The 20,568-nt window shown below is 36.8% G+C and carries 13 protein-coding genes; 10 read left to right on the top strand and 3 right to left on the bottom strand.

Annotated elements, in window-relative coordinates; translation table 11 throughout:
• Positions 1–18: 18 nt before the first annotated feature.
• Positions 19–3,117 carry a TonB-dependent receptor gene (locus R2Q77_RS12615; protein ID WP_316804079.1) on the bottom strand — a complete coding sequence of 1,033 codons (3,099 nt, stop codon included), beginning with the start codon at positions 3,115–3,117 and terminating at the stop codon, positions 19–21.
• 286 nt (positions 3,118–3,403) lie between these two features.
• Here R2Q77_RS12615 and R2Q77_RS12610 point away from each other — a divergent pair, with 286 nt between their 5' ends.
• Positions 3,404–3,589 carry a CsbD family protein gene (locus R2Q77_RS12610; RefSeq protein ID WP_316804078.1) on the top strand — a complete coding sequence of 62 codons (186 nt, stop codon included), beginning with the start codon at positions 3,404–3,406 and terminating at the stop codon, positions 3,587–3,589.
• A gap of 76 nt (positions 3,590–3,665) precedes the next feature.
• Entirely contained in the window at positions 3,666–4,709 is a 1,044-nt protein-coding gene (locus R2Q77_RS12605) for a glycoside hydrolase family 130 protein (protein WP_316804077.1), read from the top strand.
• A 119-nt stretch (positions 4,710–4,828) separates the two neighbouring features.
• On the opposite strand, the gene R2Q77_RS12600 is transcribed toward R2Q77_RS12605, so the two are convergent.
• Together R2Q77_RS12600 and R2Q77_RS12595 are read right to left on the bottom strand one after the other, a co-directional pair.
• On the bottom strand, positions 4,829–7,762 hold the full coding sequence (locus R2Q77_RS12600; RefSeq protein ID WP_316804076.1) for a M16 family metallopeptidase: 2,934 nt from the start codon (positions 7,760–7,762) through the stop codon (positions 4,829–4,831).
• A gap of 93 nt (positions 7,763–7,855) precedes the next feature.
• A complete protein-coding gene (locus tag R2Q77_RS12595) occupies positions 7,856–8,038 on the bottom strand; it encodes a hypothetical protein (protein WP_316804075.1) in 183 nt (60 codons plus the stop codon).
• 133 nt (positions 8,039–8,171) lie between these two features.
• On the opposite strand from R2Q77_RS12595, the gene surE reads away from it, so the two are divergent.
• The 8 genes from surE to R2Q77_RS12555 all read left to right on the top strand — a co-directional run bounded on the left by surE (position 8,172) and on the right by R2Q77_RS12555 (position 20,553).
• On the top strand, positions 8,172–9,017 hold the full coding sequence (surE, locus tag R2Q77_RS12590; protein WP_316804074.1) for a 5'/3'-nucleotidase SurE: 846 nt from the start codon (positions 8,172–8,174) through the stop codon (positions 9,015–9,017).
• A gap of 8 nt (positions 9,018–9,025) precedes the next feature.
• The gene (locus R2Q77_RS12585; RefSeq protein ID WP_316804073.1) at positions 9,026–9,298 is read left to right on the top strand and encodes a stationary phase survival protein SurE; all 273 of its coding nucleotides are present in this window, start codon (positions 9,026–9,028) and stop codon (positions 9,296–9,298) included.
• A 2-nt stretch (positions 9,299–9,300) separates the two neighbouring features.
• On the top strand, positions 9,301–9,441 hold the full coding sequence (locus R2Q77_RS12580; RefSeq protein ID WP_316804072.1) for a hypothetical protein: 141 nt from the start codon (positions 9,301–9,303) through the stop codon (positions 9,439–9,441).
• Complete coding sequence (gene lpxB / locus R2Q77_RS12575; RefSeq protein ID WP_316804071.1) at positions 9,438–10,547, top strand: lipid-A-disaccharide synthase; 1,110 nt, start codon at positions 9,438–9,440, stop codon at positions 10,545–10,547. The genes R2Q77_RS12580 and lpxB overlap by 4 nt, the downstream gene beginning before the upstream one ends.
• Before the next feature lie 184 nt (positions 10,548–10,731).
• Complete coding sequence (locus tag R2Q77_RS12570; protein WP_316804070.1) at positions 10,732–13,920, top strand: SusC/RagA family TonB-linked outer membrane protein; 3,189 nt, start codon at positions 10,732–10,734, stop codon at positions 13,918–13,920.
• An 11-nt stretch (positions 13,921–13,931) separates the two neighbouring features.
• Positions 13,932–15,587 carry a RagB/SusD family nutrient uptake outer membrane protein gene (locus tag R2Q77_RS12565; protein ID WP_316804069.1) on the top strand — a complete coding sequence of 552 codons (1,656 nt, stop codon included), beginning with the start codon at positions 13,932–13,934 and terminating at the stop codon, positions 15,585–15,587.
• A gap of 198 nt (positions 15,588–15,785) precedes the next feature.
• Complete coding sequence (locus R2Q77_RS12560; RefSeq protein ID WP_316804068.1) at positions 15,786–16,790, top strand: LacI family DNA-binding transcriptional regulator; 1,005 nt, start codon at positions 15,786–15,788, stop codon at positions 16,788–16,790.
• Positions 16,791–17,352: 562 nt separating this feature from the next.
• Positions 17,353–20,553 carry a TonB-dependent receptor gene (locus R2Q77_RS12555; RefSeq protein WP_316804067.1) on the top strand — a complete coding sequence of 1,067 codons (3,201 nt, stop codon included), beginning with the start codon at positions 17,353–17,355 and terminating at the stop codon, positions 20,551–20,553.
• Positions 20,554–20,568: the final 15 nt, after the last annotated feature.

Genomic DNA, 20,568 nt, shown 5'->3' with positions numbered 1-20,568 from the left:
ATGTTCTTTCTGTCTAAATTATAAACCAATATTAATGCCGATTGAAATTACCCTTGGCTGCGGAGCAGTATAAAAATCCACGCCTTGATTAATATTTGTCGATTGATAATCCGCATTTACCTCCGGATCCCATCCTTTATAGCCAGTAATAGTTGCTAAGTTTTGAGCTGAGGCAAAAATTCTAAGTTTGGTTAATTTAATTTTACTTAAAGCGGTTACAGGTAAAGTATAACCCAATGTTAAAGTCTTTAAACGGATATAAGAACCGCTTGAAAGATATCGGGTTGAATTACCGGTTCCATTTCCATAACCTAACCGCGGCTCTGGAACCATTGTAATATCGCCAGGTTTATCCCAGTACGACATTTGATCTACGGTTTGATTATCATAACCATTAGATGCATTTGCGCTCATGTATTGGCCAGCAGAATTAAAGATTTTATTGCCTTGTACACCCTGGAAAAATATGTTTAAATCAAAATTTTTAAAAGACAAAGTATTATTTAACCCAAATGTATATTTTGGGTTAGGATTGCCGGCAAAAATTCTTTGCGCCTGATTAATATCATTGGTGGTGCCTCGATTTATATTACCATTTTCATCAACCGTATTCAAATAGTAAATGGCATCACCATTTGCAGGATTTACACCTGCATATTCCGGAACATAAAATGCACCAATTGGTTGTCCTGCGCTTGCTGCATTAATTTCATTGGTGTTTAATAGCTGGCCGCCCAAATCTGTTATTTTGTTATTGTTTATGGCAGCAGTAAAAGAGGTAGACCATTTAAGGCTGCCTGTTAAGTTTTCGCTGTTAATTCCAATTTCGAAACCTGAATTGGTTAGCTTACCTAAATTTTGTGTTTTTATAGAGAAGCCACTGGTCTGCGGTACAGGAACATCTAACAAAAGATCAGTGGTTTTTTTCTGGTAGTAGTCCAAAGTACCCGTAATACGATTTTTCAAAATTCCGAAATCTAAACCAATGTCCAGTTGTTTGGTCTTTTCCCAAGTTAAATCAGGGTTTGCAATTCGATTTGGAATCTGTCCTGGAATACCACCATAAGCAGCATCACCACTATATAAACCTCTTGCTGCATAATTTCCAATTTCTGCGTTACCCGTTAAACCATAACTTACCCTTAATTTTAATAAGCTAACGGTTTCATTACTTTTTAAGAAATCTTCTTCTGATAAGATCCATCCTAATGATCCTGCAGGGAAATAACCATACTTATGATTTGCACCAAACCTTGATGACCCATCAGCCCTGATGCTGAAGCCAGCTAAATACTTATCGTTGTATTTATAATTAGCCCTGAAAAAATAAGAAAGAAAACTAAATGCATTTTCATTTGAAGATGCAATAACCTTTGTAGCACCACTACCTAATTTTTTATATGCGTCACTTGGAAAATCAGTGGCTTCTATAGTGCTGTATTTTGTGGTCGATTTTTGATAACTGGTACCTAAAGCTGCATCAAATTTGCTTTTTTCTCCAATGTTGGTATTGTAGCTGAAAAAATTATTTGTGTTGGTATTCATTACAAATGTTGAAATGTTTTGGCCATCTCCATTTGGGGTTCCGGTATTTTTAAAGGTTAAAGAACCATAATAACTTTCTTCATTTTGGTTTAGGTTATCAACAGAAAAATCAGTGCTGAATTTTAAACCTTTCGCCAGGTTAATGTTCGCAAATGCCTTACCAATTGTACGGTAAACAGTTGCCTGGTAAAATGAATTGCCAACAGAAAGCTGGGGGTTATAATATAAAGGATAGTTAGAGGCTTCTCCAGGTAAACTCCCGCTAATTAATCCTGTTCTCGGATCTATAAAAGGTGTAATCGGCGATAATGCAACTCCCTGTAATGGGTTTGAAAAAGCATTGTCATTAGATAAACGGTTATTAATACTGTTAGAGAAATTTAAATTTACACCAACCTCTATATAATCGGTTACTTTATTGGTTAAATTTAATCTGCCACTATACCTTTTATAAGAGTTTCCAATTAAAATGCCCTTTTGGTCTAAAGCCTGTCCGCCAATATAAAATTTAGTTTTTTCGTTACCGCCTGTAAAATTTAAATCATATTGTTGATTAACTGGTTTATCCGCAAAAGCAGCTGCTTCCCAATCTGTATTTACTTTGTAAGTTTGATAATCCGTATTACCAGCTGAATATCTTTTTAGTCGATTTTCTACAATGCCGTTATAATCGTCGAGCGCTTCCTGTAAAGTAGCATATTCATCAGTCAATAAAAAATCTTGATTAGCGGCTCCTACACCAGCTCTTCGTATAATTTGCACAAACTCTTGAGCGTTTAAAAATTTACGATGGTTTGAAGGAGAACTAATTCCGCCTAATGCGCTAAAATTAATGGCTGTTTTGCCAATTTTACCTTGTTTTGTGGTAATAATTACAACCCCATTTGATGCTCTTGCTCCATAAATTGCTGACGATGCCGCGTCTTTTAAAACCTCAATAGATTCAATGTCGTTTGTATTAATATCAGCTAAAGAATTTGTTGCCGCGGTAGTACCAGACAAATCAGCAGCGGTAATTGGAATTCCATCTACAATGTAAAGGGGTGCACTACCAGCTGTTACAGATGCTGCACCGCGTATCCTAACATTTATGCCCTGCCCTAATTTACCCCCTTCAGAAGAAATCATAACACCTGCAGCTTTCCCTTGTAGGGCTGATTCAAAGCTGGTTACTGGTAAGTTTTCAAGATCTTTTGCTTTAACCTGAGATATGGCTCCGGTTACATCACGTTTGATCTGAGAACCATAACCTACAACAACCACATCAGATAAAGTTTTATTATCCTCTTCTAAAATTGTATTAATTGTTGTTCCATTAATTGCAACCTCTTTACTTTTATAGCCTATAAAGCTAAAAACGAGCATTTTTGAGTCACTTGGGACAGTTAATTTATACTTTCCTGTAGCGTCTGTTTGAGTTCCAACAGACGGAGAACCTTTCAAATAAATACTAACCCCAGGTATAGGCTCAGCATTACTTGATGTTACCTTTCCGCTAATAACCCTTTCTTGCGAGAAAGCTTGTGCCATTGCAAAGCAATACAGCACAAAACATAAGAGTAGTTTTTTCATCAAATTTTTTTTTAGTAAATGAATTTGTTTGTTCGTAAATGATAATACAATGTAACGAAAAAAAAAGATATACATGAGGTTAATATGACAATACAGGCTTTTAATCAAATAGCGTTTAATGATACAAAACTGTATGGGCAGAGCGTTTGTAAGCAATACAAATTGGCCTGGTTTTTAAAAGATTAGAATTAGCAGTTAATATTTTATATCGTTTTAGAAATTTGAAACAATAATCAGAAGAGCGTTGTTGTATTTACAAACACATTATTAATTTAAAAATATAACAATGGATAAGTTAGAATTAAAAGGAAAGTGGAACGAGATTAAAGGAAAAGTTAAACAGGCTTATGCAGATTTAACGGATGATGATTTAAAACACGAAGAAGGTAAAGATGATGAATTGTTAGGGAAGTTACAGCAAAAAACAGGTAAAGGCCGTGATGAACTGGTGAAATGGATTAATTCTTTATAGGTTTATGCCACTAAATATAAGAACAGGCAGTCAATTTTTGGCTGCCTGTTTAGTTTAAAAAAATAATTCAAACATCATGGGCAACCTTGTGAAACGTTTTTCGGAAAATCCGATATTAAAACCAGCAGATTTAGTGCCCAGTGTGCCTAACTTAGAAATTGCCTGTTTATTAAATCCTGGTGCGTTTACCTTTCAAGGTAAAACCTGGTTGCTTATTAGAGTTGCAGAACGCCCTAAGCAAAAGCCTGGCTTTATTTCTTTTCCGGTTTTAAAAGATGATGAAATACAGATTATAGAAATTAAGAAAGATAGTGCTGATCTGGTTGAAACGGATCCAAGAGTTATTAATTATAAAGGGAATGATTATTTAACCACTTTATCGCATTTGCGCTTGGTTTGTAGTGAGGATGGAATAAACTTTAAACCACTTACTGATTACCCCATTTTGAAAGGAGAGGGACCTGATGAAGCGTTTGGGATAGAAGATTGCAGGGTTGCCCAAATAGATGATACCTATTATTTAACCTATACGGCAGTATCTTCTCATGGTGTAGGTGTTGGAATGCGCACTACAAAAGACTGGAAAACTTTTGAAAAACACGGAATGATCATTCCTCCACATAATAAAGATTGTGCCATTTTTGAAGAAAAAATAAATGGTAAATTTTACGCATTGCATCGCCCCAGTAGTGTGGGTTTAGGTGGTAATTATATTTGGATTGCCGAATCTCCCGATGGAATTTATTGGGGTAAACACCATTGTTTAATCAAAACAAGAAAAAATAGCTGGGATAGCGCCCGGGTAGGAGCCGGTGCCGCACCTATTAAAACAGAAGCTGGCTGGCTGGCCATTTACCATGGCGCAGATGAAAAACAGGTATACGGTTTGGGTGCCTTTTTAATGGATTTGGAAAATCCTTACAAAATAATCGGACAGACTACTGAACCTATTATGGTACCAACAGAAACATACGAACTTAATGGTTTTTTTGGTCAGGTGGTTTTTACCAACGGGCATATTGTTAATGGCGATGAAGTTACAATGTATTACGGTGCGGCTGATGAATTTGTATGCGCAGCTAAATTCTCTATAAAAGATATTTTGGCGAGGCTACTATAACCAAAGTTCTTTTTAGAAAAAAGAAAGAGGTAAGTTTCCTATATGCATTAAAATAAAACAGCGTCCCGATTTATTATCGAAACGCTGTTTATAAATAAGCAACAAAATTTTAAACCTACTTAATATCCAAAAATTTGTTCTAAAGTTAATTTAGTAACCGCGCCATATTTTTCTAAATCGGCTGTACTAACTTTCTTGTCAGAAGCTACAATACAATAATTATAAGCTTTTCCTGATAAGTTAGTTTGATGGAAGGTTTTAATATCAGCAAAATTTAATGGCTTTAAGTTGGTGTAAAGATCAATTCTGGAGTCATGATCAAACCCTAATTTTTTATCCGCCAAATAAGAATAAATAATGCCGTCTTTTGTAATACGAGAGGTTTCAAGGCCGTTTAAACTATTGCCTTTTGATAAGTTAAATGATTTATCAGACTCGGGTAAAGTCGTTAATAATTCATTCATGCCTACAACAGCATCATTCATTTTGTCTGCCTGTGTACCAACATAAGCTACAACCGTATTTTCTTTTTCTTTACTATTTGGGGTAGAATAAAAAGCGAACGTAGAATAAGCTAAGGCTTTAGATTCGCGAATGGTTTGGAAAACAATCGATCCCATGCCGCCACCAAAATAGTTGTTGAATAAATCTACTTTTGCTGCATTTGCTGCATCGTACAACCCTGAATTACGTACCCAACGAATTTCTGCCTGTACCATATCGTAATCCGCAAAGTAAACTTTGTTGGCATCCGTAGTGGTATAAGTAAATTTTTTCATCGGTGCCTCCGGGGTAAACTCCTTTGGTAACGCATGCACTTTCGTAATATCTGCAGCAAAAGTTTCTAAATCTTTAGGGCCATAATAAGTAATGGTATGTTTGTAATTGGTTAAGTTTTGCAAAAGGTAAATTAAATCAGCAGATTTCATGTTTTTAATCTCATCATTTGTTAAACCGTAGTTAGATGGATTATCAGCACCATACTGTGCATAACTCATTAAACCGCTCATAATAGCGCCTTTGTTTAATTTATTGTTTTCCCTTGCTTTTAAAAGTCGGCCTTTTAAATCTTCAAGTGCTTTTTCATTTGGTTTACAATTGGCTAAAACATGTTCAACTAAAGCAACCGCTTTATCAAAATTTTCTTGTAAACCGCTTACAGATATGGTTGTTGCATCGGTACCCACATTAATGCTATAAGAGCAGGCAATATTATAAAAAGCCTTACTAATTTCTTCAGCAGTATATTTATCTGTGCTTAAAAAAGTTAAATATTGAGAGGCATAAGGCAATAGCCTGTAGTTATAAGAACCCTTTTCAAAACGGTAGCTCATACGGAAAATACTGTTTTCTGTGTTTTTAACTGTAACTACATCAGCAATGCCGGCTTTACCAAAATTTAAATCTTTTGCATAATCTAAAAATTTAGGTGCAATCGGGGTAACTTTACTGTCAATAATAGATTTAGTAAATGGAGAAACCTCGTTTACATTAGTTTTTACAGCAGTAATGGCTGGTTTTTCTACTTTAGTGATGCTTTTATCCTCACCTTTATGTTTAAAAATTACAACATAGTTATCAATGAAGAACTTGTTGGCAAAATCAACAATCTCTTTTTTGGTTATTTTAGCCATAGCATCGGTTGATGATAAGCTTTTATCCCATTCAGTACCTCTGTTCTGGATAAAGGCTGTCATGGTTGCATCTGCTCTAACATCATTATTGTCGTAAGCCTCGAGTTCGCTTAATTTAGTGTTGGCAACTGTTGCTTTAATTAAGCTCTCATCAAAATCACCTTTTTTAATCAGGTCTATTTGTTCAAGCAATAATTTTTGAGCTTCTTCCAAACTCTGACCTGTTTTTGGCGAAGCCGAAGCGATAAAGAAGCCATAATCTTTAAACTGACCGTAACCTGCACTTGACCTTAATACCTTTTGTTGTTTGTTTAAATTAATGTCAAGCAAACCTGCTTTGCCATTTGATAAAATACTGCTAATCAAATCAAGCAATAAGCTCTGGTGAGAGTTTTGAGCAAAGCCACGATAAGAAATATTAACACTTTCTGCACTTGGGCCATATACATCAACTTTTTGGATCTGTGTTAATGGCTTCTCTGGTGCCGGATTATACAAAGCAAATGGTTTTGGAACCATGTATGCAAAATCTTTATCGATTTTTTTGATCAGATTATCATAATTAATATCACCCGACATAATTAGGGCCATGTTATTTGGCACATAATATTTGTTGTAATACTTTCTGATTTCAACCAAAGATGGATTTTTTAAATGCTCAATCGTACCAATAGTGGTTTGCTGCCCATAATTGTGGGTAGGAAATAAAGCCCTTAACCTGGCTTCATAAACTTTGCGGTTATCATCATCCAATCCTCTGTTTTTTTCTTCATACACCGCTTCTAATTCGGTATGGAAAATACGGAAAACAGGTGCGCGGAAACGCTCTGCCTGAACCGCTAAAAATTTATCGATGGCATTTGAAGGAAGATCTTCTTCGTATACGGTTTCTTCTACAGAAGTATGGGCATTGGTTTGCTCACTTCCTATAGATTTCATCATCTTATCATATTCGTTTGCAATAGAATAATTGGATGCTTCACCAGAAGTTTTATCGATTTCTTTATAAATCTCTTTACGTTTTGCCGGATCGGTGGTTTTATTGTAAACTTCGTAAAGGGCTTCTATTTTGTCAAGTAAAGGTTTCTCTTTTGCATAATTTAAAGAGCCAAACTTATCCGTGCCTTTAAATAAAAGATGTTCCAGGTAATGCGCCAATCCAGTATTTGTTCTTGGGTCGGTATTACTTCCGGCACGAACGGCCATTTTATACACAATTTTTGGTTCCTTATTATTTTGCGATAAAATAACTGTAAGCCCATTTTTTAACGTGTAAAAACGCGATTTTGTGGGATCGTTTGTTACATATTTGTAGTTGTAACCGCCCGATGTGCCCGTTTTCCATTGATAGGAGGTTTGAGCATGCGATAAAAAGCAGGTAAAGCAAATTATACCTGCCAGTGTTGTTAATTTAAACATATAATTTATGAAGTAATAAAAGTGGTTTTCTGGTATTCTTTTAAAAAACTATTGCAATCCTGCCATCCCATAACAGGCGGCAGGATTGGTTTACTAACGTGTAAAGCATTCGCCACCAGCATCGCCACAAATTCTGTCCACATCGTCAATCATGGTTTCAGAAACAGCGCCATTAATTGTGGTTCCGTTATTGCATAAGCAATAATAACGCGTTCCGCCACCCTGGATGTTTTTCATTTCTTCTCTCGAAAGAGTTTCTTTTTGTTTGGTTTTCATAGTTTTTATTTGAAGTTAGTAATCAAATATAATATTTTTTATAGTTGATACCTCTAAAGCTTTAATTAATTTTAAATAGAAAATCTCCATCCATTTTTACATTAGCAAGCTTATATTCCGTATTTTTACCCCTATGACAAAGCAAAGCACAAAACCCAATATTTTAGTTGTAAATGATGATGGAATAACGGCAACGGGCATAAAAAACCTGATGGAGGTGATGCAGGAATTAGGTAATGTTGTAGTGGTTGCGCCGGATAGTCCGCAAAGTGGCATGGGGCACGCAATAACCATTGGTAAGCCCATCCGTTTTGATAAAGTAGATCTTTACAGTGGTGTTGAAATGTACAAATGCAGTGGCACTCCTGTAGATTGTGTTAAAATTGCAGTCAATAAAATTTTTAAGGGTAAAAAGCCAGATTTATGCGTTTCAGGAATTAACCACGGCTTAAATAATTCCATTAATGTAATTTATTCGGGCACCATGTCTGCAGCGGTAGAAGGTGCCATTGAGAAAATTCCATCTATTGGTTTTTCTTTAGACGATTTTGGAGCAGATGCTGATTTTAGCCACTGTAAAAAATACATTAAAAACATTTGCGAGCAGGTTTTGGAACATGGTTTGCCTGATGGAACTTTGCTGAATGTAAACTTTCCAAATGGAGCCGAAATAAAAGGAATTAAAATCTGCCGCCAGGCAAATGCAAAATGGGCGGAAGAATTTGAAGAAAGAGTTGATCCTTACAAAAGACCTTATTACTGGTTAACGGGTGTTTTTCAGAACTTTGATAAGGGAGAAGATACTGATGTTTGGGCACTGGAAAATCATTATGCATCAATTGTCCCAGTTCAGTTTGATTTAACCGCGCACCATGCCATTCAAATGTTAAACAGCTGGTCATTTATTGACGGTAAAAAATCGAAAACAGATACGGCCAAAAATACGGTTTCAGCACCCGATGGATTAAGTTTAGGATAACGATATAAATGAACGAAAATTTAAAAAAACTGAATAACAATGTATGGGTTGGTGTAGGGATTGGTTTATTAAGTCCCGCTATTTTTTGTTCAATAGCCTGGTATTTAATTCACCATGTGTTTTACCTTTCTAAAGCAGATTTACTATACATTGGTGGCATAGCAATAAATGCCTATACCATGCAGTATTTTTTTAAACACAATAAGGAAAATATTGGAAGAGGGATTCTTGCGGCTACTTTTTTATGTGCTTTTGTGTTTTTCTTTTATAAAGTAGCTTAATAATGAAAAAGTTAGGCGGCTATTTAAAAGCTGGAAAATATAAAAAGATTGAAAGCAACTTTGTAAGAGGAAGCGTTCAGTTTTTATATGTTATTTTCAACCGCTTATCTTTTAATTTCGCACTTTCCATTCCAAAAATATGAAATACTACCTCGTAGCCGGAGAAGCATCAGGCGATTTACACGGTGCCAATTTAATTAAAGCTTTAAAGGCAGAAGATGCCCAAGCAGATTTCAGGTATTTTGGTGGCGATAAAATGCAGGCAGAAGGTGGCGAGTTGGTAAAACACTACGCCGATATGGCCTTTATGGGCTTTACAGAGGTGGTTTTAAACCTGCGGACGATTTTTAAAAATATGAAATCGTGCAAGGCAGATATTCTTTCCTGGCAGCCTGATGTATTAATTCTTATTGATTTTCCTGGCTTTAATTTAAAAATTGCAGAATTTGCAAAAGCCAATAACATAAAAGTTTGTTATTACATTTCGCCAAAAGTTTGGGCATGGAACCAAAAACGGGTTTTAAAAATAAAACGTGTGGTGGATCATATGTTTTGCATTTTGCCATTTGAAGTAGATTTCTACAAGGAATGGGGAATGAATGTTGATTATGTAGGCAACCCGTTGCTGGATGCGGTTGATCAGTTTAAGGCAGATAAAAATTTTAGAGAGCGGTATAATTTAGAGAATAAAAAAGTCATTGCTCTTTTACCCGGCAGCCGGAAACAAGAAATAGAAAGATTGTTGCCTGTAATGTTAAGTATTACCGATCAATATCCGGATTGTGTTTTTGCTATAGCTGCTGCACCCACTTTTAACAAATCTTATTATGAGCAGTTTACGGGTGAAAAAAATGTTCATTTACTGTTTAATGCTACTTACGACCTTTTACAAATTGCCGAGGCTGCAATTGTGGCCTCAGGTACCGCAACTTTAGAAACCGCATTGTTTAAAGTTCCACAGGTTGTGGTATATAAAGGCGGTACAATTTCTATCGCCATTGCCAGGATGCTGGTTAAAATTAAATTCATTTCGCTCGTTAACCTTATTGTAAATAAGAAAATTGTAACCGAGCTTATTCAGGAAGATTGCAATACAAAAAAGGTTGACGAAGAACTGCGTATTATCCTCGAAGGACCGGGTAGAAAATCTATGTTGAGTAACTATGAGGAGCTCTTAGATTTAATGGGAAAACCTGGTGCATCAGAAAAAACAGCCCGGCTGATATACAGCTACATGCAGCAAAAATAAACGACCTTAACCACACACTTTTTAAAGTTTTTTCATTTTGTTTAAAACAAAACCGCATTTAAAGCGTTACTAAATCGTTTTGCGGAAAACTTTTCATCTAATTAATCTTTTAAACGCCTCATTGATTAAGTGTAATTTGTTTGCCGCATTGCGAACTAATTATTTCTAAACCTAATGAGTGCCAATGAAAAACTTTTTACCAGCGAGATTGGGATTGCTATGCTTTTTCCTGATTTCATCCATGAAATTATTCGCCAGTCCCAAGGGCGAAAACGACAAGAAAAATTTTTTATATTTTCAACAGGACACCACCAAAAGGCAGGATACGACTAAGAAAATACCAGTTGTAAACACTGCCGACACCACTAAAAAGCCGGTAAATCCTTTGGGTTCATCAAACCCATCAGCTGTGGCGCAACCTGCTACAGCAAAACCAGCAGATTCAACCGGGCAAAAAACAATTACGGGAGTTGTTCTGGACGAAAAAAAGATTGGCTTACCAGGGGTTGGAATTAAAATCCAGGGTAAAACAGGAGGCGCAGTAACACAAGAAAATGGAAAGTTTTCGATAAAAGTTAGCTCAGCCAGCGATGTTTTATTATTCAGTTATATTGGTTACCAGGCAAAATCTATGCCTGCAGGATCTGGAAATACCCCTTTAGTGGTTAACCTGGTTCCTTCCGAATCGCAAAAGCTTGATGATGTAGTTGTAGTAGGCTATGGTACTTTAAAATCAAAAGAAGTTACCTCGGCAGTGGCACACGTTGATACAGCCCAGTTTAGGCAGGGCGGTGCCCGTAGTGCATTAGATCTGGTGCAGGGAAAAGTAGCCGGTTTAAATATTACCCGCTCGGGGTCAAATCCAAATTCAAGTCCGAGTGTGCAATTGCGTGGGGTGGTATCTGTTACCGGAAGCGCATCTCCGCTGTATGTTATTGATGGTATTCCCGGCGGTAATCCGGATTTACTTCAACAGGATGATGTTTTATCTATTGATGTTTTGAAAGATGGTTCAGGTGCAGCCATTTATGGAACAAGTGCAAATGCAGGCGTAATTTTAATCACCACAAAAAAAGGTAAACCAGGTATACCAACCATTAATTACTCGGGTTACATCAGGAAAGAATTTATCCAGAACCGACTGGACTTTTTAACGGCTGATGAATTCAGGTCTAAAATTGCTTCCGGACAAATCAATGCTATTGATTATGGAGGCAATAATGATTTGTATGATAAACTGGTTAATCATGGTAATTTATCTCAAAACCATAATGTTTCCCTTTCTGGAGGAACCGACAAAACCAGTTACCGCGCAAGTTTAAACTACCGTGATTTACAAGGAATTGCTTTAGAGAATGGCAGAAAAGAATATACTGCCCGAATAAATGTAAACCAAAAAGCTTTTAACGATAAGTTAAATTTGCAGTTAAACCTGGCAACCAATTTTAATCGCGCCAATTTACTTTCTAATGGAAGTCCGTTACAATTTTATGATAACGAATTGAATGGAAGTGGCTGGGAAGAGGAATTGGCCAAAAACCCAACAAAACAAATTTACAATGCAGATGGTTCTTTCTATTTTGATAACCAAAGTACCAACCAATATGCAAAACTGTTTCAGCAAACCAGCTATCGCAAACAACAGACCAGCTCGGCTGATATTAAAGCAGATATAGATATTGTTAAAGGATTAAAAGGATCTGTTTTCGGTTCATTACAGCGCGATTTTTATATCGATGGCGGCTATGCCCTTATTGGAAGTGAAAACTCTGTCGAAAATAGCGATTATCCAAATGGAGGATATGGATTTAAAAATAACTTCCTTTCGCAGAGTTATGCATTTGAGCCTACATTGCAATACACAACCACTTTAGCTAAACATTCCATTACCGCTTTAGCCGGTTACAGTTATCGTTATAACATGGAAGAAGGCCAGAAAGCCAGCAACCGCGGGTTTTTAAATGATCAGTTTCACGAAGACAATTTAGGTGCAGGACAAGCTTTAGCAGATGGTAAGGCCGCTATGGGAAGTTTTAAAAATGATAATACCCTGATTGCCTTTTTTGGAAGAATTAACTACGTTTTTGATGGTAAATATTTAGCCCAGTTTATTTTAAGGAGAGAAGGTTCTTCGCGTTTTGGCGCAAATAATAAATGGGGTAATTTCCCCGCTGTTTCATTAGGCTGGAATGTTACTGAAGAAGGTTTTATGAAAAATGTGAAGTGGGTTAACTATTTAAAGTTAAGAGCCGGTTACGGCGTAACGGGTAACTCGGGCTTTAGTAACAACGCATCAAGGGTAACCTTAAGTGGCGGTGGAAAATATCTTTACCCGGATGGAGTTTACCGCGAAACCTATGGTCCATCCAGAAACCCTAATCCTTTTTTAAAGTGGGAAACCAAGCGTGAAACCAATATTGGAGCAGACTTTACCTTGTTTAACAGTAAGCTAACAGGATCATTGGATTTATTTAACCGCACAACTAAAGATCTTTTAGACGAATATATTACACCTCAGCCACCTTTTGTACAAACCAGAATATATGCCAATGTAGGTACAATCTCTTCTAAAGGTATTGAGCTTGCCCTGAGTTATCAAGCGGTTAAAACCAAAGATTTTACATTTAGCATGGATTTTACCGGCAGCACAATTAAAAATAAACTAAACTCTTATTCTAATGATGTTTATAAGGTAAAATATAAAACCTTTGGTGCAATTGGTGGATCAGGAGATTTAGGCGATGCCATTATTACCTACGAAGGGGAAGATTTAGGTGTTTTTTATGGTAAACGATTCGCCGGTTTTGATGCAGACGGTAAATGGTTGTTTTACAACAGGAACGGAGAGGCTGTTCGTAACGATAAGATTAACTATTCAAAGGATAAAAACTTATCTGATTTAGCACCAATTGGAAATGCGATTCCAAAATATTACGCTTCTTACACGGCTAATTTTACGTATAAGAAATTTGATCTCCGAATTTTCCTGAGGGGTAAATTTGATTACGATATTTTAAATACAACAGCACTTTCTTATGGTAACCCCTTCATTAGCGGCTCCAATTATTTAAATGATGCGTTTACAAAATATAGTGCCATTAAGGACACATATATGTACTCCGATTATTATTTAGAAAGCGGTACCAACGTTAAAATTGACGAAGTAACTGTAGGTTATAATTTCAAGCTAAAAAGTAAAGTCATTCGTAATTTCAGGGTTTACGCAACGGGGCAAAACTTAGCAACCATTACCGGTTATTCGGGTAACGACCCTGATTTTGTTCAGGATACTGGTTTAGGCCCCGGAATTGATAGTCGTGGCGCTTATCCAAGCACCAGATCTTTTCTTTTTGGCGTTAACATAGGCTTTTAATTTATACAACAATGAAAAACAAATCAATCATATATACAGCACTTATTCTATTCACTGGTTTAGGAAGCGCCTGCACCAATCTGGATGAAAAGGCATACGACAGCATTCCGGCTGATCAGTTCTATAACAACAAAAACGAAGTTCTATCTGCCGTTTTAAGACCATATACCCATGCAAATGCCTGGGTTACACCTTCGGGGCAGGATGGATGGTGGCGCCTGGCAGAATTGTCGGCAGATCAGTTGGCCTGGCCAACAAAAGGCCCCCACGGAGAAGATGGTGGTAAATGGAAAAGGCTGCATTACCACGCCTGGACAGTTGATGAAGCCGGCATTAATAATGCATGGTCTTTAATGTATGGAGGTGTTGGTTACTGTAACGACCCTATTTTCAACATAGAATCAAGAGACATTTCTAAAATGGGCATTACCCAGGCCGAAAAAGATGCATACCTGTCTGAATTAAAACTCCTAAGGGCTTTCCATTATTTAAAATTGATGGATTTGTTTGGCAATATTCCAATTTCGACCTCAATCGTAGATCCATCTAATCCTGTTTTGCCCGGTACATCATCCAGAAAAGATGTTTTTGCTTTTGTAGAAAAGGAGATTAAGGATAACCTGGGCAATGTTCCAAAATTATCAAGGGCGCAGTTAGGACGTATGAGTCAGGCCAGTGCTTATGCCATGTTGGTTGAATTGTACCTCAATGCTGAGGTATGGACAGGAACACCACGCTGGGACGATTGTATTGCTGCGGCAGATCAGTTAATTAACGGGCAGGCCGGCGGACAAAGTGGAAACATGCAGTTAGACCCAAACATTAACGATCAGTTTAAGAATACCAATGATCTTTCCAAAGAAGTAATATTCTCCATTGCTTATGATTTTACGAGGGCTAAATTTGAACCTTCGTGGACGGGAGAGTTTTATCATTTTTCGCAAAAGGAAATTTATGGCGGCGGTAGAAACGGCAACGATGGTGTAGTTTTAGTGCCCGGTGTTTACACAACATATAAAACAGATGATCTTCGCAAAACGAGCTGGCTTTTAGCAGGCCCACAGCTTTCATTTTCTGATGGCGTAACACCGGTTAAAGGTACAGTAGAGTATGCAGGTAAACCACTTGAGTTTGTTGATAACATTCGAAGAAATGTAAAAAATTCTACACTTTCCAACATGAGCGAAGGAGAAGAAAACAGTGGCATTCGTTTTAATAAGTATAAACTTGGAAACTCATTGCCGGGTATTGTAAATGGTGTTAAGGTAGAGCCTGATCCGAATTACAACAATACCGACTGGAATGTTTACCGCTTAACCTGGATTTATTTTGCAAAAGCAGAAGCTTTAATGCGTAAAAATGGTGGTATGGCTACCGCAGAAGCTGTCGATCTAATCAATGCTTGTAAATCAAGAGCCTATACACCTGCAACCTGGGTAGGAAAAGCGTATACTACTGTAACTTTAGATTTAAACGAGCTGCTGGAAGAAAGAGGCAGGGAATTTATATTTGAAGGATTTAGAAGAAACGACTTAATCCGTTTTGGTAAATTTAGTACCGGTAGCTGGTGGGATCATACACCATCAGTTGCTACAAGAACATTATATCCAATCCCTCAGCAACAGCGGGATTTAAATACTAAACTGACCCAAAACCCGGGTTACTAATTTAGTTATACAAAAGGTGCAAATTATTTGCACCTTTTGTATTTTTATCCGTTATTACTTCCGAAAAAGCTTAAATTTTGTTAAAGGCTCGCTAAATACAATCGTATTTTCAAAAAAATACCCGATTATCTATTATATTAGCCAAAATCGAAATCTATAATTTATATTCGTTTATACATCCTTAAATAATTATTCATAATGAAAAGCCTTTCCATAAAAGATATTGCTTTAAAAGCCAATGTATCCATTACTACGGTTTCCTTTATTATCAATGGAAAAGCTAAGGAAAAATCGATAAGCGAGGCCGTAATTAAAAAAGTTGAAAAAATTATTAGTGAAAGCGGCTATAAGCCCAACCAAATAGCCAGAAGTTTAAGAACGGGCAATTCTAATATTATTGGTTTGATTGTAGAAGATATTTCAAACCCGTTTTTCTCTAAAATTGCCAGGCTTATTGAAGATAAAGCGTATAAAAAAGGCTATAAAATTATCTATTCCAGTACCGAAAATAGCATAGAAAAAGCTCAGGAGCTTATCAATATGTTCAAATCAAGGAAAGTTGATGCTTATATCATTTCTCCGATTGTAGGGATTGAGGAAGATATAAAACTGCTTTTAAACGATAATAAACCCGTAATACTCTTCGATAGGAATTTACCCGATATTGATACCAATTATGTAGGGGCCAACCATTTTACGGCAACCTATCAATCTATAGAAAGTTTTGCCAAATCTGGTAAAAAGAATATTGCTTTGGTTACTACAGATGTAGGTGTGCAACAAATTATCGAACGTTTTGATGGTTATAAACAAGCTTTAACCGATTATAAAATTCCTTATCAGGAGCATTTAGTTTTAAGAGTGCCTTTTGGACAAGCAGAAGAGGAAACCATTGATCATATAAAAGCACTTTTTAAAAACAACGAAATAGATGCAGTGTTGTTTGCAACCAATTATTTAGCCATAAGTGGTTTAAAAGCCCTTAAACAAATCAAAAAAACTATAGGGAAAGATCTTGCTGTAATTGCATACGATGATCATGAAGCTTTTGAATTGCATACGCCGCTAATTTCGGCAGTACAACAACCGCTTGAAGAAATTGCAGAAGCAGTAATTAAATTAATTTTAAACCAGCTTTCCTCAAAAACAAAACTTGCCAACCAGCAGGTTATTATTCCTGCTAAATTAATTTCAAGAAGTTAAACCTTACTTATTGAAAAAATTGTCTGATTGATTTTGATTTCCTTTAAAATCCTATAAACGTATGGTATTTGTAGGCTCCATATAGGCTTTCCTGTCATAATATCTACAAATAAACAGCAATCTGCGCGCATTTTTATTTATTCATTCTTTGATTATTCTTCTTTTTAAAATGATTTTTTTGTAGTTGTATAACTACTAAATTAAGGCCGTATTGTTATCCGACTGTCTTGTGTAACATATATGTTGCTCATCGCCGACTTGAAAATGAAGGAAAAATATTTATTATTGGATTGATAAATCGTTTTATCAAACTAAACCAAATGTATTTATGAGCTCAGGACTAATACTTCCGTATTATGCAATTTCTGTATGCATAATTTATTTAGTTACATGGAAAATCTACACATTAAAACGTAGTTCCAATTTACACCCAGTTATTTCATTTTAAACATTTCACGCTGATTAGGTACAAAAAACTTGTACTCGCAAATTTTATAAATAATTAGTAAAACGTTTTAACCAGTAAAGAAAACTATTTTAATTAACCATTAACTAAAACTAAATGAAAATCAATCTACTCAAGATTTCAGGACTTTCTGCGCTTTTTTTGCTCAATAGTCCTGCATTTTCAATGAATCACGACGGGGTTTCGCCCGGAGGATTTTTGACAAAGTATGAACCAAGAACTTTAATTCAGGTCCGAAAAGTAATCACCGGAACGGTGCTGGATGAAAAAAATCTTCCGCTCCCAGGTGTTGGAATTAAGAATCAATCTTCCGGCAAATCGGCTGTAACAGATGATTCGGGTAAATTCAGTATCGAAGCCAATCCTGGTGATGTGCTGCGCTTCTCTTATGTGGGGTATGAAACGAAAGATGTTACTGTTGGAAGTCAAAACAGCATCAGTGTCAAAATATCGCCATCCGAAGCCAGCAGGCTGGATGAAGTTGTTGTTATTGGCTATGGAACCGTTAAAAAAACTGATCTTACAGGTTCTGTAGGAGTGGTAAAAGCAAGCGAACTGCAGGAAAGGCCAGCCTCATCATTAAACCAGGCACTGGCCGGAAGAATATCCGGTGTGCAGGTAAATACAAACTCAGGCCGTCCGGGCGGGCAAACCAGTATTAAAATAAGGGGTTTCAGCTCCATTAATACCAGTAATAACCCGCTTTATGTGGTAGATGGGGTGGCTTTGCCAGTTGGTTCGCAAACGCAGAACAGTAATGCAATAGATTATATCAATCCAAGTGATATTGCTTCTGTAGAGGTTTTAAAAGATGCGTCATCTACAGCAATTTATGGTGCCAGGGGCGCAAATGGTGTTATTTTAATTACCACCAAAAAGGGAACGGCCAATTCGCAAAGAATTACCTACGATGCTGATTTTGGAATAAATACATTATCCTCGCATCATGTTAAAATGCTCGATGCTTACGAATATATAAAAGTGCAGGATCTGGCCTATGAAAATATAAAGGTGTACGATCCGGTTGGCTGGGCTGCCGGAAATTATGCTTCAACGCCGGTTCCTAAAGCAGCCAGAATTGCTTTGCCACAGTTTTTCGACGGTAATGGCGATCCTTTGTATAATACCGACTGGCTAAAAGAATCTACTCAAAATAAGCTCTCGCAAAATCATCAGCTGGGTTTTACCGGCGGTAATGAAAACAGCACTTATGGTGTTTTTGCAGGCTATCGTGATGATGAAGGATTGTTGCTTAATTCATTCTTAAAACGCTATTCAGGACGCTTTAATTTCGATAGCAAAATTAAGCCCTGGTTAAAAGTGGGTGGTAATTTAAGCTATAATAATCAGGTAGAAAATATTGTAGACCAGGGAACAGGGGGATTAAATTCGGTACGTATGATTACAGAGGCCTTCCCATTTTTACCTATAAAACTGGCTAACGGAACCTGGGCCGATAATAAATTAATTCCATGGGCCGAAGGAGGATCTAATCCTGTTCACATTTTAACCGATCAAAAATACGGTATGGTTACGCAAACATCTTTGGGTAGTATTTATTCGAACATTACCTTTAGTAAAGATCTGGAATTTCGTACCCAACTGGGCGCTAACATTGTAAGCCGGAATATAAATGAATATAATGCAAAGCAACTTTATGGTATTTCTGACGGACAGAACGGTACCGCTAATGTAACCAACGATAGAGAAACCTTCTGGTCTTTAGAAAATTATTTAACTTATAACAAACGTTTCGCCGAAGTACATGCCATTAATGCATTATTGGGGATATCCTGGCAAGCAACAAATTTCTTTAGCAGTACCGGCCATGCAGAAAATTTTGTAACCGATTTCTTTGGAAACAATAATATGGGCTCAGGAAGTAAATCCATTACTGTGGGCTCAAGCAGAAATAAATCGGCTTTTAACTCTTATTTTGGAAGGATAAATTATGCCTACAGAGATAAATACCTGGTTACTTTTACCGGCAGGGTAGATGGTTCGTCTAAATTTGGAGAAAACCACAAATTTGCTTTTTTCCCGTCTGCAGCATTGGCCTGGAAAGCTTCAGATGAAGATTTCCTTAAAGGAAATACAACCATTTCTAATTTAAAATTACGAACCAGCTACGGTTTAAGTGGTAATTCAGAACTGCCTGCCTACCAATCTTTATCTACGCTGGCTAATAACTTTGCCATTATAAATGATGGTAAAGTAACCGGTATTGGAATTGGACGACTGGCTAATCCTGACCTGGTTTGGGAAAAAACAGCGCAATATGATGCAGGGGTGGAATTGGGCTTGTTTAATAACAGAATTAACCTGGAAGCAGACCTTTACTACAGAAAAACAACCGACATGTTGTTGGATGCGCCTGTTCCAAGAACAACTGGTTATGCTGTAATCCGTAAAAATATAGGCTCGATGCAAAATAAAGGTTTAGACCTTGGCATTAATACCGTAAACATTGAGAGTAAGGATTTTACCTGGAAAACAAGTTTCAATATCTCTCTAAATAGAAATAAGGTACTTTCTTTGGCTACCCCTGATGATATTTTTGGCGTTGGTAACCCAAACTTTACTAATCAAACGGGTATCATCAGAGTGGGAGAGCCTGTTGGTTCTTTCTGGGGATTGGTTCGTTTAGGTACCTGGAGTGAAGCAGAAAGAGATGAAGCGGCTAAATATGTAAGTTATCGTGGTGGCAAAACTTTATTACCGGGCGATATTAAATACCTGGATGTAAACGGAGATCACGCCATAACAGATGCTGATCGCCAGATTATTGGAAACGGAATGCCAAAAGGCTGGGGATCATTCTCAAACTCATTCCGGTACAAAAATTTTGATTTAATTGTTGAACTTCAATATTCATATGGCAACGATGTGTTGAACATGACGCATCACTCGGGCGAAGATAGACAAGTACAAGCCAATAGTTTTGCAAGTGTATTAAATGCATGGACACCACAAAACCAAAATACACCTATCGCGGCCATCAGGGATCAATCAGCTGGTTATGTAACCAATGTAGATACACATTGGTTGGAAGATGGTTCTTTTATCCGTGGAAAAAACCTTTTACTGGGCTATACTTTTAACAGGGCACTTGTCGAAAAATTGCGCCTGAGCAAACTTCGTGTTTATACCTCAGTTCAAAATTTCTTTATCGCAACAAAATACACGGGCAACGATCCTGAGGTAACAACCTATGGAAATGCATTTGCGCAAGGACAAACATTTTTTGATTATCCAAAACCAACCACATTTATGGTGGGCTTAAACATTGGATTGTAAACCATTTTAAAGAAA

The organism is Pedobacter nototheniae, assembly GCF_032678625.1.
In the GTDB taxonomy this organism is placed as follows: Bacteria; Bacteroidota; Bacteroidia; order Sphingobacteriales; family Sphingobacteriaceae; genus Pedobacter; species Pedobacter nototheniae_A.
This window is presented reverse-complemented; position numbering and strand designations above follow the sequence as displayed.